This window comes from Nocardia sp. NPDC059236 (genome assembly GCF_042754085.1).
Classification (GTDB): domain Bacteria; phylum Actinomycetota; class Actinomycetes; order Mycobacteriales; family Mycobacteriaceae; genus Nocardia.
Window position 1 is genome coordinate 493,570 of record NZ_JBHZAF010000004.1, and the last position, 14,915, is coordinate 508,484.

Below are 14,915 nucleotides of genomic sequence, written 5' to 3' on the forward strand. Positions count from 1 at the left end.
CAATATTTGAACACTCACTCAAGAATGAAGGAATGTCATGAAGGCGATCACCATCTCCCACTACGGTGCGCCCGAGGTGCTCACCGTGACCGAACTGCCCGATCCGGTACCGGCCGCAGGTGAAATCCTGGTCGAGGTCAAGGCTTTCGGGCTCAACCACGCGGAAACCTACATGCGGTCGGGGCAGTGGGGCGATGTCGCCCAGGTGACCGGTATCGAAGCCGCGGGCGTCGTCGCCGCCGACCATTCGGGCAAGCTGGCTCCTGGGACCCCGGTCGTGGCGATCATGGGCGGCATGGGCCGCACCCGCAATGGCTCCTACGCCGAGCTGGTCACCGTGCCCGCGGACAATGTCGTCGCGGTCGACACCGCTTTGGCCTGGACCGATCTCGCCGCCGTCCCGGAGGTCTACGCCACCGCGTGGACCACCCTGCACGACAATCTCGCCGTCACGGACGGCGAGACGGTGCTGGTGCGCGGCGCGACCTCGTCGCTGGGACAGGCGGCGGTGAACATCGCCGCCGACCTCGGGGCCACGGTCATCGCCACCACCCGATCGCAGGCGAATGCGGCGATGCTCGAAAAGATCGGTGCGGCAGTGGTTCTCACCGAGGACGGCAACCTGTCGGAGCGCGTGCACGCGGCCGGATTCGTCGTCGACGCCCTGCTGGATCTGGTCGGCAACTCCGTCCTGCGTGATTCGGTCGCGACCGTGCGACCGCGCGGGCGCGTCTGCCAGGCCGGATTCCTCGGCGGCCTGGCCCCCGTACCCGAGTTCGACCCGATCGCCGACCTGCCCAGCGGAGTCCAGCTGTCCTTCTTCGGCAGCTTCGTCTTCGGGACGCCCGGATTCCCGCTCTCGGCGGTCCCGCTCGCGGACCTCGTCGCCAAGGCCGAAGCCGGTGTGTACCACGCGAAACCGGTGCGCACCTTCACCTTCGACGAGATCGTGCGGGCGCACGAGGTGATGGAGTCCGGGACCGCCGGCGGCAAGATGACGGTTGCCGTCGGCTAGTCCGGACGGCCGGGGCCGGATTCCGCTAGGGCAGGGCGATGTATTTGGTCTCCAGGTACTCCTCGATGCCTTCGACCCCGGCCTCCCGGCCCAGCCCGGACTGCTTCACGCCGCCGAACGGCGCGGCCACATCGGAGATGACGCCCCGGTTCACGCCCACCATGCCCGATTCCAGCGCCTCGGACACCCGCAGCGCGCGGTCCAGGTCGCGGGTGTAAATGTAGGCGGCCAAACCGAATTCGGTGTCATTGGCGGCGGCGATACCGGCGGCCTCGCCGTCGAATCCGGTAATCGCGGCGACCGGGCCGAACACCTCCTCGCGCAGGATGCGTGCGTCGGCGGGCACCTCGGTGAGCACGGTCGGCTCGTAGAACCAGCCGGGTCCGGGCACCGCCGCGCCGCCGGTGGCGACCGTCGCGCCCTTGGCGACCGCGTCCTCGCGCCGCGCCATCACCAGTTCCCAAGCGCGGCGCAGGATCTCGGCCCGCTCCCGGGCCGGGGTGGCCGCCCACGACGCCTGCGCCGCCACGGCGGCGTCCAGTGCCCGCGCGCCGTCGGCGGGGGTGGCGTCGGCCACCTCGACGAGGACCTCGCCGGTCGCCGGATCGTGCACCGGGAAGGTCGCGCCGTCGCTCGCCGGGACCTGCTCGCCGCCGATCCAGAGTCCGGCCGGCACGACCGCCATCAGCTCGGCCACTTCACGCATTGCGGGTTCTCCTCATACTCAACGAATTTCGAACTCAGCGGGTCAGATCCCGCACCGTCTCGGACAACACCCCGAGACCGTCGGCGAGCAGCTCGTCGCCGATCACCAGCGGGGGCAGCAGCCGGATGACGTTTCCGTAGGTGCCGCAGGTGAGCAGCACCACGCCGCGCGAGAGTGCCTCGGCGGCAATGGCTTTGGTGAGATCCGGGTCGGGGGTGTCGGTGCCCGGCCGGACCAGTTCGATGGCGACCATCGCACCCCGGCCCCGTACGTCACCGATCACGCCGGTCGCGGCGGCCAGCTCCCGCAGCCGCGGCACGGCGGTCGCCTCGATGGCCCGCGCGCGGGCCGGCAGGTCCAGCGACCGCATCACCTCGATGCTGGCCAGCGCCGCCGCGCACGCCACCGGATTGCCGCCGTAGGTGCCGCCCAGCCCGCTCGGATGCACCGCGTCCAGCAGCTCGGCCCGGCCGGTGACGGCCGACAACGGCATGCCGCCCGCAATGCCCTTGGCCATGGTGACGATGTCCGGCTCGATGCCCTCGTGCTCGCTCGCGAACCACGCTCCGGTGCGGGCGAATCCGGTCTGCACCTCGTCGGCGATGAACACCACCCCGTGCTCGCGGGCCCAGTTCGCCAGCGTGGCAAGGAATCCCGGGGCGGGCACGATGAATCCGCCCTCGCCCTGGATCGGCTCGATGACGATCGCGGCCAGCGAATCGGCCCCGATCTGCACCTCGATCCGCGAAATCGCCCGCCGCGCCGCCTGTTCCCCGGTCAGCCCCGGCTCGTCGCGGTACGGATACGACATGGGCATGCGGTGGATGTCCGGTGCGAACGGGCCGAAATGCGCCTTGTACGGCATGGATTTCGCGGTCAGCGCCATGGTCAGGTTGGTGCGGCCGTGATACGCGTGATCGAACGCGACCACCGCCGGCCGGCCGGTCGCCAGCCGCGCCACCTTCACCGCGTTCTCCACCGCCTCCGCGCCCGAGTTGAACAGCACCGTCCGCTTGTCGAAGGCGCCGGGCGTGAGTGCGGCCAGTTCCTCGGCCACGCGGATATAGTTCTCGTAGGGGGTGACCATGAAGCAGGTGTGGGTGAACCGCGCGGCCTGCTCGGCGACCGCGGCCGCCACCTCCGGGTGGGACGCGCCGACCGTGGTGACCGCGATGCCCGAGCCCAGATCGATCAGCGAATTCCCGTCCACATCGAGAATGACCCCGCCGTCGGCGTCGGCCGCGTAGACGGGCACCGACGATCCGACCCCGGCCGCCACGGCTGCCGTCCGGCGGGCGGTGAGCGCCCGGGAACGCGGGCCCGGCAGCTCGGTGACGAGGTCGCGACGCTGGGGCAGGCGGTAGTCGATCGAGGGCATGCGGAATTCTCCCGGTCGAGGGTCGGTGGCACCGGTCATCAGTCTGCGCCACGGCACCCGCGATCACCCGTGCCGAATTGGACAACACGCCGGGCATAAATCGACGACTTGTACACCCGGCCGATATCCGTTTCCATCCGCTGGGTCCTGGCCCAGCCCGACCTCGCGGCCGGCCTTCCGCCGTTCCTGCACCAGGATTCGAACCGCGGCGCCGAACCCGATTGATCGACGGGGCAGGGGCTGCTATCTTCTACGTATCTACTTAGTAGATACGTAGAAAGAGCTCGGGCCGTAGACCACCTGCGGCTGAGGGCGCCGTGGGGACGGCGTCGTGGCGGCAGGATTGTGCGGACCCCTCATCACGCGCAAGGCTGTCGACACACGAGGGGCGGGGCCGCGAATCAGCGGCCCCGCCCCTCGGTCGTATTCGGTTGTGCGGCAGGTCAGACGCGGGCTCTGATCCACTTGTAGACGACCAGCACCACGATGGCGCCGATGATGGCGCCGAGGAAGGTGTGCTGGACCGGGGGATGCACGCTGAACTTGTGCGGGGCGAAGACCAGACTGCCCAGGGTGCCGCCGACGTAACCGCCGATGATGCCGAGAACGGCGGTCCAGATGATGCCGAAATCCTCCTTGCCCGGAACCAGAAGGCGGGCGATCGCGCCCGCAATGAGGCCGATGATGATCATCGTGATGATGCCCATGGCATGCTCCTTGCCTCGAGGTGGCGCATTCGAAGGTAGCAGGGCCGACGCCCGAAATGAGCGTGTCGCAATACACCGGCTTGCGCGTTTCGTCCCGTGAGCGGCGGCCGGACCTGCGTTCTCGGGCAGCGAAACCCTCGTCGACGCTGGGTTTTCCGGGTCATGATGGAGGCCGACGACGTCATGACGGCAGTGGCTCCTGCACGACGGCAGTGTGGCTGCGTGGGGAGTCCGCCGGGTTCCGAAAGGCATGCGCATGAGTGCGAATGCGCCCGAAACTCCCTCTCTCACCGGCCGGGGCGCCCTGGCCCGGACCATCGCCGCCCGCGGCGGACTGGCGGCCCCGGAGGCGCCGTTCGTCATCGAACACCGCGAAGCGCTCATCTACATGCTCTGCCAGGCCGCCGAACTCGAACACGGCATCATGTGCCAGTACCTGTTCGCGGCCTTCTCCCTCAAGACCTCCGCCGCGGAGGGCCTGAGCGCCGCCGAGGCCGAGAAGGTCACGCGCTGGCGGAAACTGGTGTCGCACGTGGCCACCCAGGAGATGCTGCACCTGCCCGGTCGTCGAGGTGACCAAGGACGGCCCTACCGGATTCGCGGCGGGATCCCGCTGACCGGCCCCGAAGGGGGCGATATCGGCCGTGCCGCAGGCGCTTCCGCCGAGCACTACGCGCTGTGCCGGTGCGGACAGTCCCGCAACAAGCCGTTCTGCAGCGGTATGCACTGGTATGTCGGCTTCCAGGATCCGGTACCCGCGCCTGGCCGGGAGCCGACGCTGTTCGAATGGGCGGGCGGCTATCCGGCACTGCGGCGGATGACCGCGCTGCTCTATGAACAGTTGATACCGGATGATGCGATCCTGGCAGCGGCTTTCAGCGATCCTGACGCCGATCACGCACGCCGGGATGCGGATTGGCTGGCCGTCGCGTTCGGCGCGCCCCGGGAGTCGGACGAACCGCGGTCCAGGCCCGACCTGACCGAGGATCAGCAGGAGCGCTGGGGACAGCTGATCCTGCGCGCCGCACGCGAGTCCGGACTCCCGGATGATCCCGAATTCCGTTCCGCCTTCGCCGCTTTCGTGGCCTGGGCGGTCACCGCCGAAGGCCCTGCGCCCGACTGGGATTGGGGCCCGGCCGGACCGCCGTCCTACGTGGCGCCGCAGCCGTCCGCCGAATCATCCGACCCTGCCCTGCCCCGACCCGAGGAGGCCGTGGGCTTCGCCGCCCACATCAAACCCCTGTTCCGGGACAAGGATCAGCGCTCGATGAGCTTCGTCTTCGACCTGTGGTCGCTCGACGACGTCACCAAGCACGCCGCCGAGATCCTCGACCGCCTCGCAGCCGGCACCATGCCCTGCGACGGCGCCTGGTCGACGGAGAAGGTGGACGTCTTCAGGAGGTGGACCGAATCCGGCATGCGCCCGTGACCCGCCCGGGCCGCGATCACCGAGTCGTGATCGTGCGGCCCGGACAGTCGTCCGCGCGCCGAATCCCGGCTCAGCCCACGTGGATCGGCATGGCGGCGATGTCGTTCTGGGTCATGACCGGAAGATTGACGATCTCCTCGACCGGGGTGGCCAGCCGGAGCTCCGGGAAGCGGTCGAACAGGGCGGGCAGCGCGATGCCCGCTTCGAGGCGGGCCAGCGCCGCGCCCGGGCAGATGTGCGGGCCGTATCCGAAGGAGATATTGCGGTGCGCGCTCGGCCGGGTGATGTCGAAATCGTCGGCGTCCTCGCCGAAGACCGCGGTGTCGCGGCCGATGGCACGGTAGGACATGACCACGCCCTCACCCTGCTCGATCACGGTGTCGCCGACGGTGATGTCCTCGGTGGCGAAGCGCATGAGCAGATGGGTGACCGGGCCGTCCCAGCGCAGCGTCTCCTCGATGACCTGCTTCCACTCCACCTCCTCCGAGCGCACCCGGGCCAGCTGTTCGGGCCGGGTCAGCAAGGCGCGCACCGCATTCAGGATCAGGCTCACGGTGGTCTCGTGCCCGGCGGCGACCAGTGCCTTCAGGTTGCCGACCACCTCCTCCTCGGTGAGCGGCTCGCCGCCCTCGTCGGCCAGGATCAGCGCGCTGGTGAGATCGTCGCCGGGCTCGGCGGTCTTGCGGCGGACCATCTCGGTGAAGTAGACGTCCATGTCCTCGATGATCTGCAGGCGCTCGTCCTGCGGGGTGACCATGGAGAAGAACTTCTTGTACCAGTCCAGCAGCATCGGGTGGTCCGCGCGCGGCACCCCCATGAGCTCGGAGATCACCCGCATGGGCAGCGGGTAGGCGACGACCTGCTTGAGATCCACCGCCGCGCCGTCGTGGCCCGCCTCGTCCAGATCGTCGAGCAGCTCCTTGGTGAGCCGTTCGATGGTGGGGCGCAAGGCTTCCAGGCGGCGCGGGGTCAGCGCCTGGGTGGTCTTGATGCGCAGGCGGCGGTGCTCCGGGCCGTCCACGGTGAACATGGAGCGGCCGGCGTCGATCATGCCGATCAGCGGCCACTGCCGGGTGACGACGTCGTCCCGCCACAGCTTCCAGGCATTGATGTCCTTGACCAGCCTGGTGTCGGTGAGCAGCTGGCGGGCGATGGTGTGGTCGGTGATCGTCCAGGCGGGGGCGCCGAGCAGATCGATCCGGGTGACCGCCCCGGCGGCGCGCAGACGGGTGGTCTCGCCGGCGAGATCACCGACCATCGGATCTATCGAAATCGCATGCGGGCAGGGGGAACTCACTGGAAACCTCCGAGAGCACGAACAGGAGTGAAAACAACAGGAAGGGAAGTCATTCCGCGCAGGAACGGCGACGGCCGCCGCACCAGGTTCTGCGCGGGCACCGCCAGATCGATGTCCGGCAGCCGGTCCAGCAGCACCTCGATGCCGGTGCGCGCCACCACCTCCGCGATCTGCTGCGCCGGGAACGGGCAGCGGTACTCGCCGTGGCTGAACGCGAAGTGCGCATTGTTGCCGGTGTGGGTGGCGGCCTCGCCGACCGCCTGGCGCACGTGCGGATCGGTGTTCGCGGCGGCCAGCCCGAGCAGCAGCAGGTCGCCGGCGCGAATCGTCCGGTCCGCCAGGCGCGTATCGCGCGCGGCCCAGCGCCCGGCCAGGATCGAGGTGGGGGAGTCCTCCCACAGCACCTCGTTCATCGCCTGGTCCACACTGCGCCGCCCGCCGCCCAGCGCGGCCGCGAAGCGGTCGTCGGTGAGCATCAGGCGCACCGAATTGACCAGCCAGTCCGCGGTCGGCAGGTGTCCCGCGGCCGTCACGGCCATCAGGTCGTTGACGTACTCCTCATCGGTGAACGGCGCCGGGAAGGCCAGCATGCGCGAGACCAGATCATCGCCCGGCGCGGTCTTCTTCACCGCCAGCAGATGCTGGATGTACTGCATGAACTGCAGGTGCGCCGCCTGCGCATCCACGCCGCCGTCGGCCATCACCTTCATGGCCCGCGCCAGCCCGGGGCCCTCGGCGTCGGGAATGCCCAGCAGCCAGGCCAGGACGAGCACGGGCAGCGGTTCGGCGAACTCGCCCACCAGATCGGCCTGGCCGCGACCGCAGAAGGAGTCGATCAGCCGATCGGCCAAACCCTCACAGACCCGGCGTAATTCGAACGGATCCACCGATTCCAGCGCGGGCTCGACCATGGCCAGGTGCCGCCGATGCTCCGCGCCCGCCGTGAAATAGATCGACGGCATGGGCGAGCCGACCATGGGCAGCAGCGGCCAGTCCGGCGGGATGTTCGGCCACTGATTCCACAGGCTGACATCGCGGGGGAACAGTTCGGGAGAACTGGTGACCTGGTGCATCTCCCGATACCCCAGCACCAGCCAGGCCGGAATCCCGCCGGGCAGCTCGACCGCGGCCACCGGCCCGTGGTCGCGGCGCATCTCCCGGTAGAGCGAATGCGGGTCGGTGCGGAAGCGGGGGCCGCTCAACGGCACCACGCCGGGCTCGTGGGGCACGGGGCAGGAACCCGGCGCGGGCGATGTCATGCGGGATTCCTCCACAGCGCGGTCTCCGGGTGAGAGAGGTATTCGACCAGGGCGATCAGGACGTTCTTGCAGGAGTCGCGGTCGCGGGCGTCGCAGTCGAGCAGCGGGATGTGCAGGTCCAGATCCAGCGCCTCGCGCACCGCGGGCAGGGCCGGACCGGGTCCGAAGTTGTTGCACGCCACGATGAACGGGGTGCGCTGGTGCTCGAGCCGGTCGATGGCGTACCAGGAGTCGGCGATCCGCCGCTGATCCACCAGCACGATGGCGCCCAGCGCGCCCGCGAACAGGCGGTCCCACAGGAACCAGAAGCGTTCCTGGCCGGGCGCGCCGAACAGGTACAGCACGTGCTCGGTGTCGATGGTGATGCGGCCGAAGTCGAAAGCCACCGTGGTGGTGGTCTTTCCGGGCACGCCCGCGAGATCGTCGACGTCCTGGCCGGCCTGGGTCATGGTGGCCTCGGTGTCCAGCGGGCGGATCTCGCTGATCGAGCGGACCATGGTGGTCTTGCCGACGCCGAAGCCGCCCACGATCACGATCTTCAGGCCCTGCCGGGCATCGGCGTGCAGCGGGGCGTCGGCGCGGGCCGGACGCGGGTCCTCGGTGCCGGCGCACCGGATGTCAGAGCTTACGGAGTCCAACGAGCACCTTTTCCAGCATGTCGGTATCGGGCAGCGAATTCCATTGCCGCGCGGCATGATCCGGATGACGCACCGTGATCTTGCCGGCGTGCAGCAGGTCCGACAGCAGGACGACGGTGATGCCGACCGGCAACCGCAGCTCGGCCGCGATCTCCACCACCGCCGTCGGCGCGCGGCACATGTCGAGGATGGCGGCATGCTCGGACTGCATGCCGCGCACCGGATCGCATTCGCTGACCACCAGGGTCACCAGATCGAATGCGTCCGAATCCGGTTGGCTGCGACCGCCGGTCAGCGTGTACAGCCGATCCGGATCCTCGTCTGGCCTGGTCACGACACGCTCGCCCCCGGCACCCGCGGGGCGGCGGCCAGATGCTCGCCGAGCTGCTCGACCAATTCCCGCATCGTGTGGCCGACCAGCCCGGCATCGGCGTCCTCCGCGGCCACCACCGCGATGTGCGCCCCCACCCCGGCCTCGACGATGAACAGGATGCCCCCGTAGAACTCGGTCATCGACTGGCGCACCCCGCCCCGCCCGTCCCCGAACTCCACCGAGGCCCCGTGCGAAAGACTCTGGATCCCAGCGGCGATCGCCGCCAGCTGATCAGCGCTGTCGTTCCCCAGCCCGGCCGTATGACAGATCTTCAACCCGTCGCCGGACAGCAGTAGCGCATGCCGCGCCCGCGGCGTACGCGCCAGCAACTGCTCCAGCAGCCAACCCAGATGTGTGGCGGACGGTGTCATCGATCGGTCTCCGATGGGGTCGTAGGGGCGGGGAACGAGTTCGTGGTGAAGGCGCGTTGGAAGGCGGCCATGGCCGAGGGCGCGGACGGTGCGCGTGGCGCCTCGGGTTGCGCCGGGCCGGACAGGCCGTCCGGGTGGACGGCGGCCAGGGTGCTGCCGCGACGGCGCTTCGGCAGGCCGCTGGAAGTCGCTGTGTGCTGGTCGATTTCGGGATGGGCCGTTGAAAGGTCCTGGGCGGCGGAGGCGAAGGCGGGTTTCGGCGGCGGGGCCGTTTCGGGCGCGGCGGGGACATCCCTCGCCGGAGTGCCGGGGTGCGGGCGGGTGGTGACCGGGGTGAGGCGGCCGAAGGTGCCGGATTGCCGTTCCAGGCGGGTGGTGAGTTCGCGGGGGATGACGACGACCACGGCGGTGCCTCCGATGGCGGAGGGGCGGTAGCTGACGGTGAGGTCGTGTTTGCGGGCCAGGTGGCCGACCACGGCCAGGCCGAGGCGGGTGCCGGAAAGGGTGGAGAGGTCGGAGCCGGCGCGCGGGCCGGAAACGGCGGATTCGGCTCGCCGGAGGGCAGATTCGCTCATGACGAGGCCGGAGTCCTCGATGGTGATCACCACCCCGGCGGGGACCTCGGCGGCGTAGACGTGGACCTCGGTGGTGGGCGGGGAGAAGTTGCAGGCGTTGTCGAGCAGCTCGGCCAGGGCGTGCATGACGCCCTCGGCGGCATGGCCCGCGATGGCGATCTCGGTGATCGAGCGCAGGCGCACGCGCTGGTAGCCCGCGACCCGGCCCATGGCGCCGCGCAGGATCGATTCCATGGCAATGGGTTTCGCCCACCGGCGGCCCGAGCGCGCACCGCTGAGTACCGCGATGCTGTCGGCCAGCCGGCCCGCCTGCGCGGTGCGGTGGTCCAGTTCCAGCAGGTCGGCCAGCACCTTCGGGTCGGCATGCCGGTGCTCCATCTCGCGCAGCTCCGCCAGCATGCTGGTGCTCATGGCCTGCATGCGGCCCGCCGCGCCGGCGAACGCGGCCATGGCGGCGGCGCGGCGACTCTCGCTCTCCTTGGCTGCCCGGGCCTCGGCCGCGACCTGTTCGCGAATGCCGTGAATCCTGGCCTCGGACTCGGCTATTCGCGCCTGCGCGGCGGAAACAGTCGCGGCCACATGGGCATCGGCCTGCGCGGTGTAGGCCAGTGCCTCCTGCCGCACCGCCTGCAGCCGGCCCCGGTAGTAGGCGGCGGCCGTGAGGGCGGCGGTCAGCAACAGCGCCGCCACGCTCGCTCCGATGGCCTGCGGCAGCCGGAAATCGGTGGGGGAGTTGAAGACCGCGACTGCCACTGCGGCCGTGCTGAGCGCCAGGGATCCCGCCAGTGTGGACAGGGGCGGTCGCTGTCGCAGGACGGGTTGCTGCTCCCCGCCCGGCGGATTCACTGATTCCGACACGCTCCGCACTTCCGAACCGACGTCCACCAGAGCGAATACCCCGATGCCCCCAACCGCACCCGCATGCGGGACCCGTGCCAAATGCCCGGACCGGCAAGCAGATTCGGATCTGCCGGACGCAGCATAAGCGCACCGGGCGGGCCGCGCTACCCGAGCGCGAACCCGCTGGCGATCACGAGTCCCGTTGAGCGGGACGACGGTTCAGACGCGGGCGAAGACCTGCGGGCGCGTACTAAGGTACCCGTAGCCCAGCACCGCCACCAGATACAGCAGCAACGCCGCCGCGGGCAGCACCAGTCCGATCGCCGCGATCAGGTCGAAGCCCACGAAGCCGATCACCGCCTGCATGCTCTCCCGCCGCGCGTAGTCCGCATCGTAGCCCGGCTCGAACAGATCCGGGTTGCGGCGCAGGGCAATCCACATCACGAACCAGGCCGCCGCCTGCACCGCACCCGCCAGCCCGTAGAAGGCGGTCGCCACCTTGGCATTCCAGCCCCCGTCCTCCAGGTGATGGGCCAGCACGGTCGTCGGGAACGGCAGGAACGCCACCGCCAGGAGTAACAGCAGATTGCCGCAGTGCAGCAGTCCGTCCATCCGCCGGACCCGGCCGAAGAAGCGGTGATGGCACAGCCAGATCACACCGATGGTGAGAAACGATCCGGCATAGGCGAGGTAGCTGGGCCACAGCCCGGTCAGCTCGTGCCACAGCGAGCCGTCATCGGTCTCCGGAATGCGAATCTCGAGCACGAGCAGGGTGATCGCGATGGCCATGACGCCGTCGCTGAAGGCTTCCACGCGGGTGGTGTCGGAAAGCCGCGATTCGGGGTACTGCATGCGGTCATTATCGAGTGCGCGTGCCGGGTTCGATGTCCTCGAGTTCCTGTTCGCGTATGCGCGCACCGGCGATGAGCGAGCCCAGCGCGAACCCGAAAATCGGAACGGCGACGATCGGCGACCACGAATTCACCTGTGGCCCCGCCGGTCGCAGCAGCGTCACCACCCGGATCGCCGCCAGCGTCACCCCGCTCAGCCCGCCGAACATGAACAGCGACAACGGCAGCCGGAACCGCGCCGGAACGATGCGATAACTCGGCGCTGCCGCGATCACCACCGCACCGTTCACCGCGAGGCCCGACAGCGCCAGGATCCACTGGTGGGTCTCGATGGTCATATACGACGGACGCAGTGGGTCATAGGTGAGCAGCAGCCCGGCCTCCATCGTCACGAGCCCCAGATAGAACGCCCGCTTCAACAGCGACTTTCCCCACACGCCGGCCACCGTCACCCCGATCAGCGCGCCCGCGCCGACCAGCGTCAGATCGGCGACCAAACCCGGAAAGCCCTCGAAATGCCCGCTCGGCAGCGCCAATTCGTCGGCCGAGCCATTGATGGCCGGGGTGCGCAGCAGCGCCCACACCGCCAGCAACACCATGGCGATGGTGAACGGCCGCGAGTCGCGAGCCCGTCGGCGCCGCAGCCGGGCCCCCGCCGCGGCGAGCGACAGCAGTGCGGCCAGCAGGGGCACGACGGTGTTCACCGGAACGGCCTCACGCAGTTGCCATGTGGTGCGCTGCGGGATGGCGTTGCCCGATCCGGCGCGCTGCGCCTCGGCCTCGGTGATGATCCCGCCACCGCTCGATTCTCGCACGGGCTCACCCCGGCTCCGGGACATGACGCAGCCCCGGTTTCGGTATGCCCATGGATCACCCACGGTTCGCTCAGAGCGGAATCGCGGCCCGCGCACTTGACCTCAACATAAGTGGAGGTTCGATCCTGGAGTCATCGACAACCCGTCGAAAGCGAAAGGGAGGCAGCGAGATGCGTGTAGTGCAGGCCGAGGAGTTCGGTGGACCCGACGTGCTGACCGTGCGGCAGGTCGCGGATCCGGTCGCCGGTCCGGGTGAAGTGGTGGTGCGGGTCGCGGCCGCCGACGTCATGTTCCTGGACACGACACTGCGCAGCGGGTGGGCGAGCGACTTCTTCCCCGTCGAGCCCCCGTTCGTGCCGGGCGGCGCGGTCACGGGCACGGTCGAATCGGTCGGGCCCGGCGTGGACCCCGGGTGGGTCGGCAAGCGGGTCGCCACCCCGACGGCGGCCAGCGGCATCGGTGGCGGCCTGCCCGTCGGCGGTTATGCCGAACTGGCCCTGGCCAAGGCCGCCACCCTGGCCGTCATCCCCGACGGGCTGAGCTTCGAGCAGGCCGCCGCCCTCGTGCACGACGGACGCACCGTGCTCGCGGTCGCCGACCGGGCCGCGATCCAACCGGGTCAGTGGGTCCTGATCACCGCCGCTGCGGGCGGTCTGGGCACCCTGCTCATCCAGCTGGCCCGCACGGCCGGCGCACAGGTCATCGCCGCCGCGCGCGGGGAGGCGAAACTCGCTCTGGCGCAACGGCTCGGCGCGCACGAGGTGGTCGACTACTCGAAACCCGGCTGGGCCGAGCAAGTCCGGGAACGGACCGGTGGCGTGCAGGTGGTCCTCGACGGCGCGGGCGGCGATATCGGCCGCGCGGCCCTGGCCGCCACCGCTCCCGGCGGGCTGCTCATCGCCTACGGCAACTCGGCCGGTGGCTTCGCCGCGGTCGACGCGGAATCCGCTGCCGCCCAAGCCATCACCATCGTCTCCCTGTTCGAGATCGCGACCCCCGAGACCGACTGGCTCACCCTCCACGACCGCGCCCAGGCCGAGGTCGCGGCCGGTCGCCTCGAGGTCGTCATCGGCCAGACTTTCCCCCTCGATCAGGCCGCCGCCGCGCACACCGCCATCGGCTCCCGCGCCGCCGTTGGCCGGACCATCCTCACGGTCTGAGAGTCATCGGCGTGTCGTGAACCTCCGCCCGGCCTCGGAGAGCAAGGTGGCATCGGGCGGAACACGACGCGGAGGTGGTGATGGGTACGAGAGCCGGTGCGGTCGCGGCCGTGGTGGCGGGGGTCTGGATGGCCGTGGCGGGCGCCGCGTGCGCACAACCGGGCTTCGACCCGGACATCCTGCAGCCCGTTCACATCCCGCCGCGCACCGCGCTCTCGGTGCGCACGCTGGTGCCGGGCGCGGGCTGGGGCACCGAGAACGAGACCCAGGAGCGTGCGGCGCTGTCCATCGCCAAGCTGTTCTTGGCGGATTTCGCCCTGCGGCACGGCGACGGCTCGGCCGAGGATCGCGAGCTGGGCGAGCGCATGGTCTGCAAGTCCGACGACGCGGCCGCCGACCGGATCGCGGCGAAATATCCGTACGCCATCGACGCGGTCGCCCAGGAGTACGGCCTGCGCGCCACCCACGGCGGCGGCGGGTGGGAACTGTCGACCACCAGCGTCGCCGACGTGGCCGACTTCCTGGCCGCGAAAATCCGCGACGAACCCGACAGTCTGATCCTGGCCTGGATGGAGCAGCCCAGCGAGCGGGCGGCCGACGGCACCCGCCAGGACTGGGGCACCGCGCGACTGCCACAGGTGTACGGAACCAAGTGGGGCTGGTCCGATGTCGGAGCTCCGGAAGTGGCATCGGTGTCCTTCGGCCCCGGATTCACCGTCGCCGCCCACACCTACGGCACCGCCGAGCAGCAGACCGAGGATGTGCTCGGCGCGTGGTCGGCGGTGACGGACCCGGTGACTCCCAAACACTGACAATCCGAGTTGTGCCGGCGGTGTCACCGTCCGCCGGGTGACGCGGCACATGTTCCGTCCACCGGCACACCGCGCAATCGTTGATCCACCCAATTCATGGTCGCGCCATAGGAACTGACGTAGGCCGTCAGATGTTCACCGCCGACGATATTCTTCGTCGCCGCCACCCCCAGCGCACATTGCTCGCGCCACAGCTGCTCGGCCTCCGACACAGGAATCCAAGGATCGTTGATGCCGTGGTAAATGAACAGCGGCACTCCCGATTTCCGGCCCTTCATACTCAGCTGTTGGAAAATCGCCTCAGCCGATTCACTGTCGAGCGACCTATTGATGGTGGCCATCGTGTCGGCCGGGATGGGCAATATCCCGAGTGCGCCGAAACTACCGCTGCAGTTGTCCTTGATGGGGGATGTCGCGAGCCATTGCGCCGCATGGTTCATGAGGCCGAGGATTTCTGTTCGGCGGTGCGCCAGGGCCGGGACGATCGCGGCGACCGTCGCCTGAGAAGGTGCTGACCTCGGCGACGCGGGTGCGGTGCAACTGGCGCGTCGCGGCGACCGAACCACCCCTCATCGTGGTTCGCTCGCCGCGAGCCTGCCTCAACCTACCCGGAAATTAGGTTGCCCTAACCTCCATTCCGAGGTTGGCATCCACAGCAGTCGACGAGGACGCGCACGGTCTACGTGCCC

16 protein-coding genes are annotated in these 14,915 nt (G+C 69.6%); 4 read left to right on the forward strand and 12 right to left on the reverse strand.

What is annotated here, in order from left to right:
- The first annotated feature begins 37 nt into the window (after positions 1–37).
- Complete coding sequence (locus tag ACFXIV_RS14365; RefSeq protein WP_379399261.1) at positions 38–1,015, forward strand: zinc-binding dehydrogenase; 978 nt, start codon at positions 38–40, stop codon at positions 1,013–1,015.
- Positions 1,016–1,040: 25 nt separating this feature from the next.
- On the opposite strand, the gene ACFXIV_RS14370 is transcribed toward ACFXIV_RS14365, so the two are convergent.
- The 3 genes from ACFXIV_RS14370 to ACFXIV_RS14380 form a co-directional block, all read right to left on the reverse strand.
- A complete protein-coding gene (locus tag ACFXIV_RS14370) occupies positions 1,041–1,721 on the reverse strand; it encodes an aldehyde dehydrogenase family protein (protein WP_379399260.1) in 681 nt (226 codons plus the stop codon).
- Between the two features lie 34 nt (positions 1,722–1,755).
- Complete coding sequence (gene gabT / locus ACFXIV_RS14375; RefSeq protein ID WP_379399259.1) at positions 1,756–3,099, reverse strand: 4-aminobutyrate--2-oxoglutarate transaminase; 1,344 nt, start codon at positions 3,097–3,099, stop codon at positions 1,756–1,758.
- A gap of 443 nt (positions 3,100–3,542) precedes the next feature.
- Positions 3,543–3,806 (reverse strand): GlsB/YeaQ/YmgE family stress response membrane protein, encoded by a 264-nt coding sequence (locus ACFXIV_RS14380; protein WP_379404126.1) that lies wholly within the window; start codon positions 3,804–3,806, stop codon positions 3,543–3,545.
- Between the two features lie 256 nt (positions 3,807–4,062).
- Here ACFXIV_RS14380 and ACFXIV_RS14385 point away from each other — a divergent pair, with 256 nt between their 5' ends.
- On the forward strand, positions 4,063–5,235 hold the full coding sequence (locus ACFXIV_RS14385) for a CDGSH iron-sulfur domain-containing protein (RefSeq protein WP_379404127.1): 1,173 nt from the start codon (positions 4,063–4,065) through the stop codon (positions 5,233–5,235).
- A gap of 70 nt (positions 5,236–5,305) precedes the next feature.
- On the opposite strand, the gene ACFXIV_RS14390 is transcribed toward ACFXIV_RS14385, so the two are convergent.
- From ACFXIV_RS14390 to ACFXIV_RS14425, 8 genes are all read right to left on the reverse strand, one after another.
- The gene (locus tag ACFXIV_RS14390) at positions 5,306–6,493 is read right to left on the reverse strand and encodes a cytochrome P450 (RefSeq protein ID WP_379404128.1); all 1,188 of its coding nucleotides are present in this window, start codon (positions 6,491–6,493) and stop codon (positions 5,306–5,308) included.
- A 35-nt stretch (positions 6,494–6,528) separates the two neighbouring features.
- Complete coding sequence (locus ACFXIV_RS14395; RefSeq protein ID WP_379404129.1) at positions 6,529–7,791, reverse strand: cytochrome P450; 1,263 nt, start codon at positions 7,789–7,791, stop codon at positions 6,529–6,531.
- Complete coding sequence (locus tag ACFXIV_RS14400) at positions 7,788–8,333, reverse strand: ATP/GTP-binding protein (protein WP_379404154.1); 546 nt, start codon at positions 8,331–8,333, stop codon at positions 7,788–7,790. Before ACFXIV_RS14400 ends, ACFXIV_RS14395 begins: the two co-directional genes overlap by 4 nt.
- 76 nt (positions 8,334–8,409) lie before the next feature.
- Positions 8,410–8,763, reverse strand: coding sequence for a DUF742 domain-containing protein (locus ACFXIV_RS14405; RefSeq protein ID WP_364615320.1), 354 nt, complete (start codon positions 8,761–8,763; stop codon positions 8,410–8,412).
- Positions 8,760–9,173: a roadblock/LC7 domain-containing protein gene (locus ACFXIV_RS14410; protein ID WP_354838000.1), complete on the reverse strand. Its 414-nt coding sequence runs from the start codon at positions 9,171–9,173 to the stop codon at positions 8,760–8,762. The genes ACFXIV_RS14405 and ACFXIV_RS14410 overlap by 4 nt, the downstream gene beginning before the upstream one ends.
- Positions 9,170–10,606 carry a sensor histidine kinase gene (locus ACFXIV_RS14415; RefSeq protein WP_379404130.1) on the reverse strand — a complete coding sequence of 479 codons (1,437 nt, stop codon included), beginning with the start codon at positions 10,604–10,606 and terminating at the stop codon, positions 9,170–9,172. The genes ACFXIV_RS14410 and ACFXIV_RS14415 overlap by 4 nt, the downstream gene beginning before the upstream one ends.
- A gap of 201 nt (positions 10,607–10,807) precedes the next feature.
- On the reverse strand, positions 10,808–11,440 hold the full coding sequence (locus tag ACFXIV_RS14420; protein ID WP_379404131.1) for a TMEM175 family protein: 633 nt from the start codon (positions 11,438–11,440) through the stop codon (positions 10,808–10,810).
- 7 nt (positions 11,441–11,447) lie between these two features.
- A complete protein-coding gene (locus ACFXIV_RS14425) occupies positions 11,448–12,254 on the reverse strand; it encodes a hypothetical protein (RefSeq protein WP_379404132.1) in 807 nt (268 codons plus the stop codon).
- A 170-nt stretch (positions 12,255–12,424) separates the two neighbouring features.
- On the opposite strand from ACFXIV_RS14425, the gene ACFXIV_RS14430 reads away from it, so the two are divergent.
- Together ACFXIV_RS14430 and ACFXIV_RS14435 are read left to right on the forward strand one after the other, a co-directional pair.
- Complete coding sequence (locus ACFXIV_RS14430) at positions 12,425–13,414, forward strand: zinc-binding dehydrogenase (protein ID WP_379404133.1); 990 nt, start codon at positions 12,425–12,427, stop codon at positions 13,412–13,414.
- Between the two features lie 80 nt (positions 13,415–13,494).
- Positions 13,495–14,226 (forward strand): hypothetical protein, encoded by a 732-nt coding sequence (locus ACFXIV_RS14435; protein ID WP_379404134.1) that lies wholly within the window; start codon positions 13,495–13,497, stop codon positions 14,224–14,226.
- A gap of 23 nt (positions 14,227–14,249) precedes the next feature.
- Here the strand turns inward: ACFXIV_RS14435 and ACFXIV_RS14440 are convergent, their stop codons facing one another.
- Positions 14,250–14,666 (reverse strand): lipase family protein, encoded by a 417-nt coding sequence (locus ACFXIV_RS14440; protein WP_379404135.1) that lies wholly within the window; start codon positions 14,664–14,666, stop codon positions 14,250–14,252.
- Between the last annotated feature and the right edge of the window lie 249 nt (positions 14,667–14,915).

Bases quoted from the DNA above. Each gene is read 5' to 3' on its own strand.
- ACFXIV_RS14365 (WP_379399261.1), top strand. From the start codon at position 38: ATGAAGGCGATCACCATCTCCCACTACGGTGCGCCCGAGGTGCTCACC.
- ACFXIV_RS14370 (WP_379399260.1), bottom strand. From the start codon at position 1,721: ATGCGTGAAGTGGCCGAGCTGATGGCGGTCGTGCCGGCCGGACTCTGG.
- gabT (WP_379399259.1), bottom strand. From the start codon at position 3,099: ATGCCCTCGATCGACTACCGCCTGCCCCAGCGTCGCGACCTCGTCACC.
- ACFXIV_RS14380 (WP_379404126.1), bottom strand. From the start codon at position 3,806: ATGGGCATCATCACGATGATCATCATCGGCCTCATTGCGGGCGCGATC.
- ACFXIV_RS14385 (WP_379404127.1), top strand. From the start codon at position 4,063: ATGAGTGCGAATGCGCCCGAAACTCCCTCTCTCACCGGCCGGGGCGCC.
- ACFXIV_RS14390 (WP_379404128.1), bottom strand. From the start codon at position 6,493: ATGGTCGGTGATCTCGCCGGCGAGACCACCCGTCTGCGCGCCGCCGGG.
- ACFXIV_RS14395 (WP_379404129.1), bottom strand. From the start codon at position 7,791: ATGACATCGCCCGCGCCGGGTTCCTGCCCCGTGCCCCACGAGCCCGGC.
- ACFXIV_RS14410 (WP_354838000.1), bottom strand. From the start codon at position 9,173: ATGACACCGTCCGCCACACATCTGGGTTGGCTGCTGGAGCAGTTGCTG.
- ACFXIV_RS14420 (WP_379404131.1), bottom strand. From the start codon at position 11,440: ATGCAGTACCCCGAATCGCGGCTTTCCGACACCACCCGCGTGGAAGCC.
- ACFXIV_RS14430 (WP_379404133.1), top strand. From the start codon at position 12,425: ATGCGTGTAGTGCAGGCCGAGGAGTTCGGTGGACCCGACGTGCTGACC.
- ACFXIV_RS14435 (WP_379404134.1), top strand. From the start codon at position 13,495: ATGGGTACGAGAGCCGGTGCGGTCGCGGCCGTGGTGGCGGGGGTCTGG.
- ACFXIV_RS14440 (WP_379404135.1), bottom strand. From the start codon at position 14,666: ATGAACCATGCGGCGCAATGGCTCGCGACATCCCCCATCAAGGACAAC.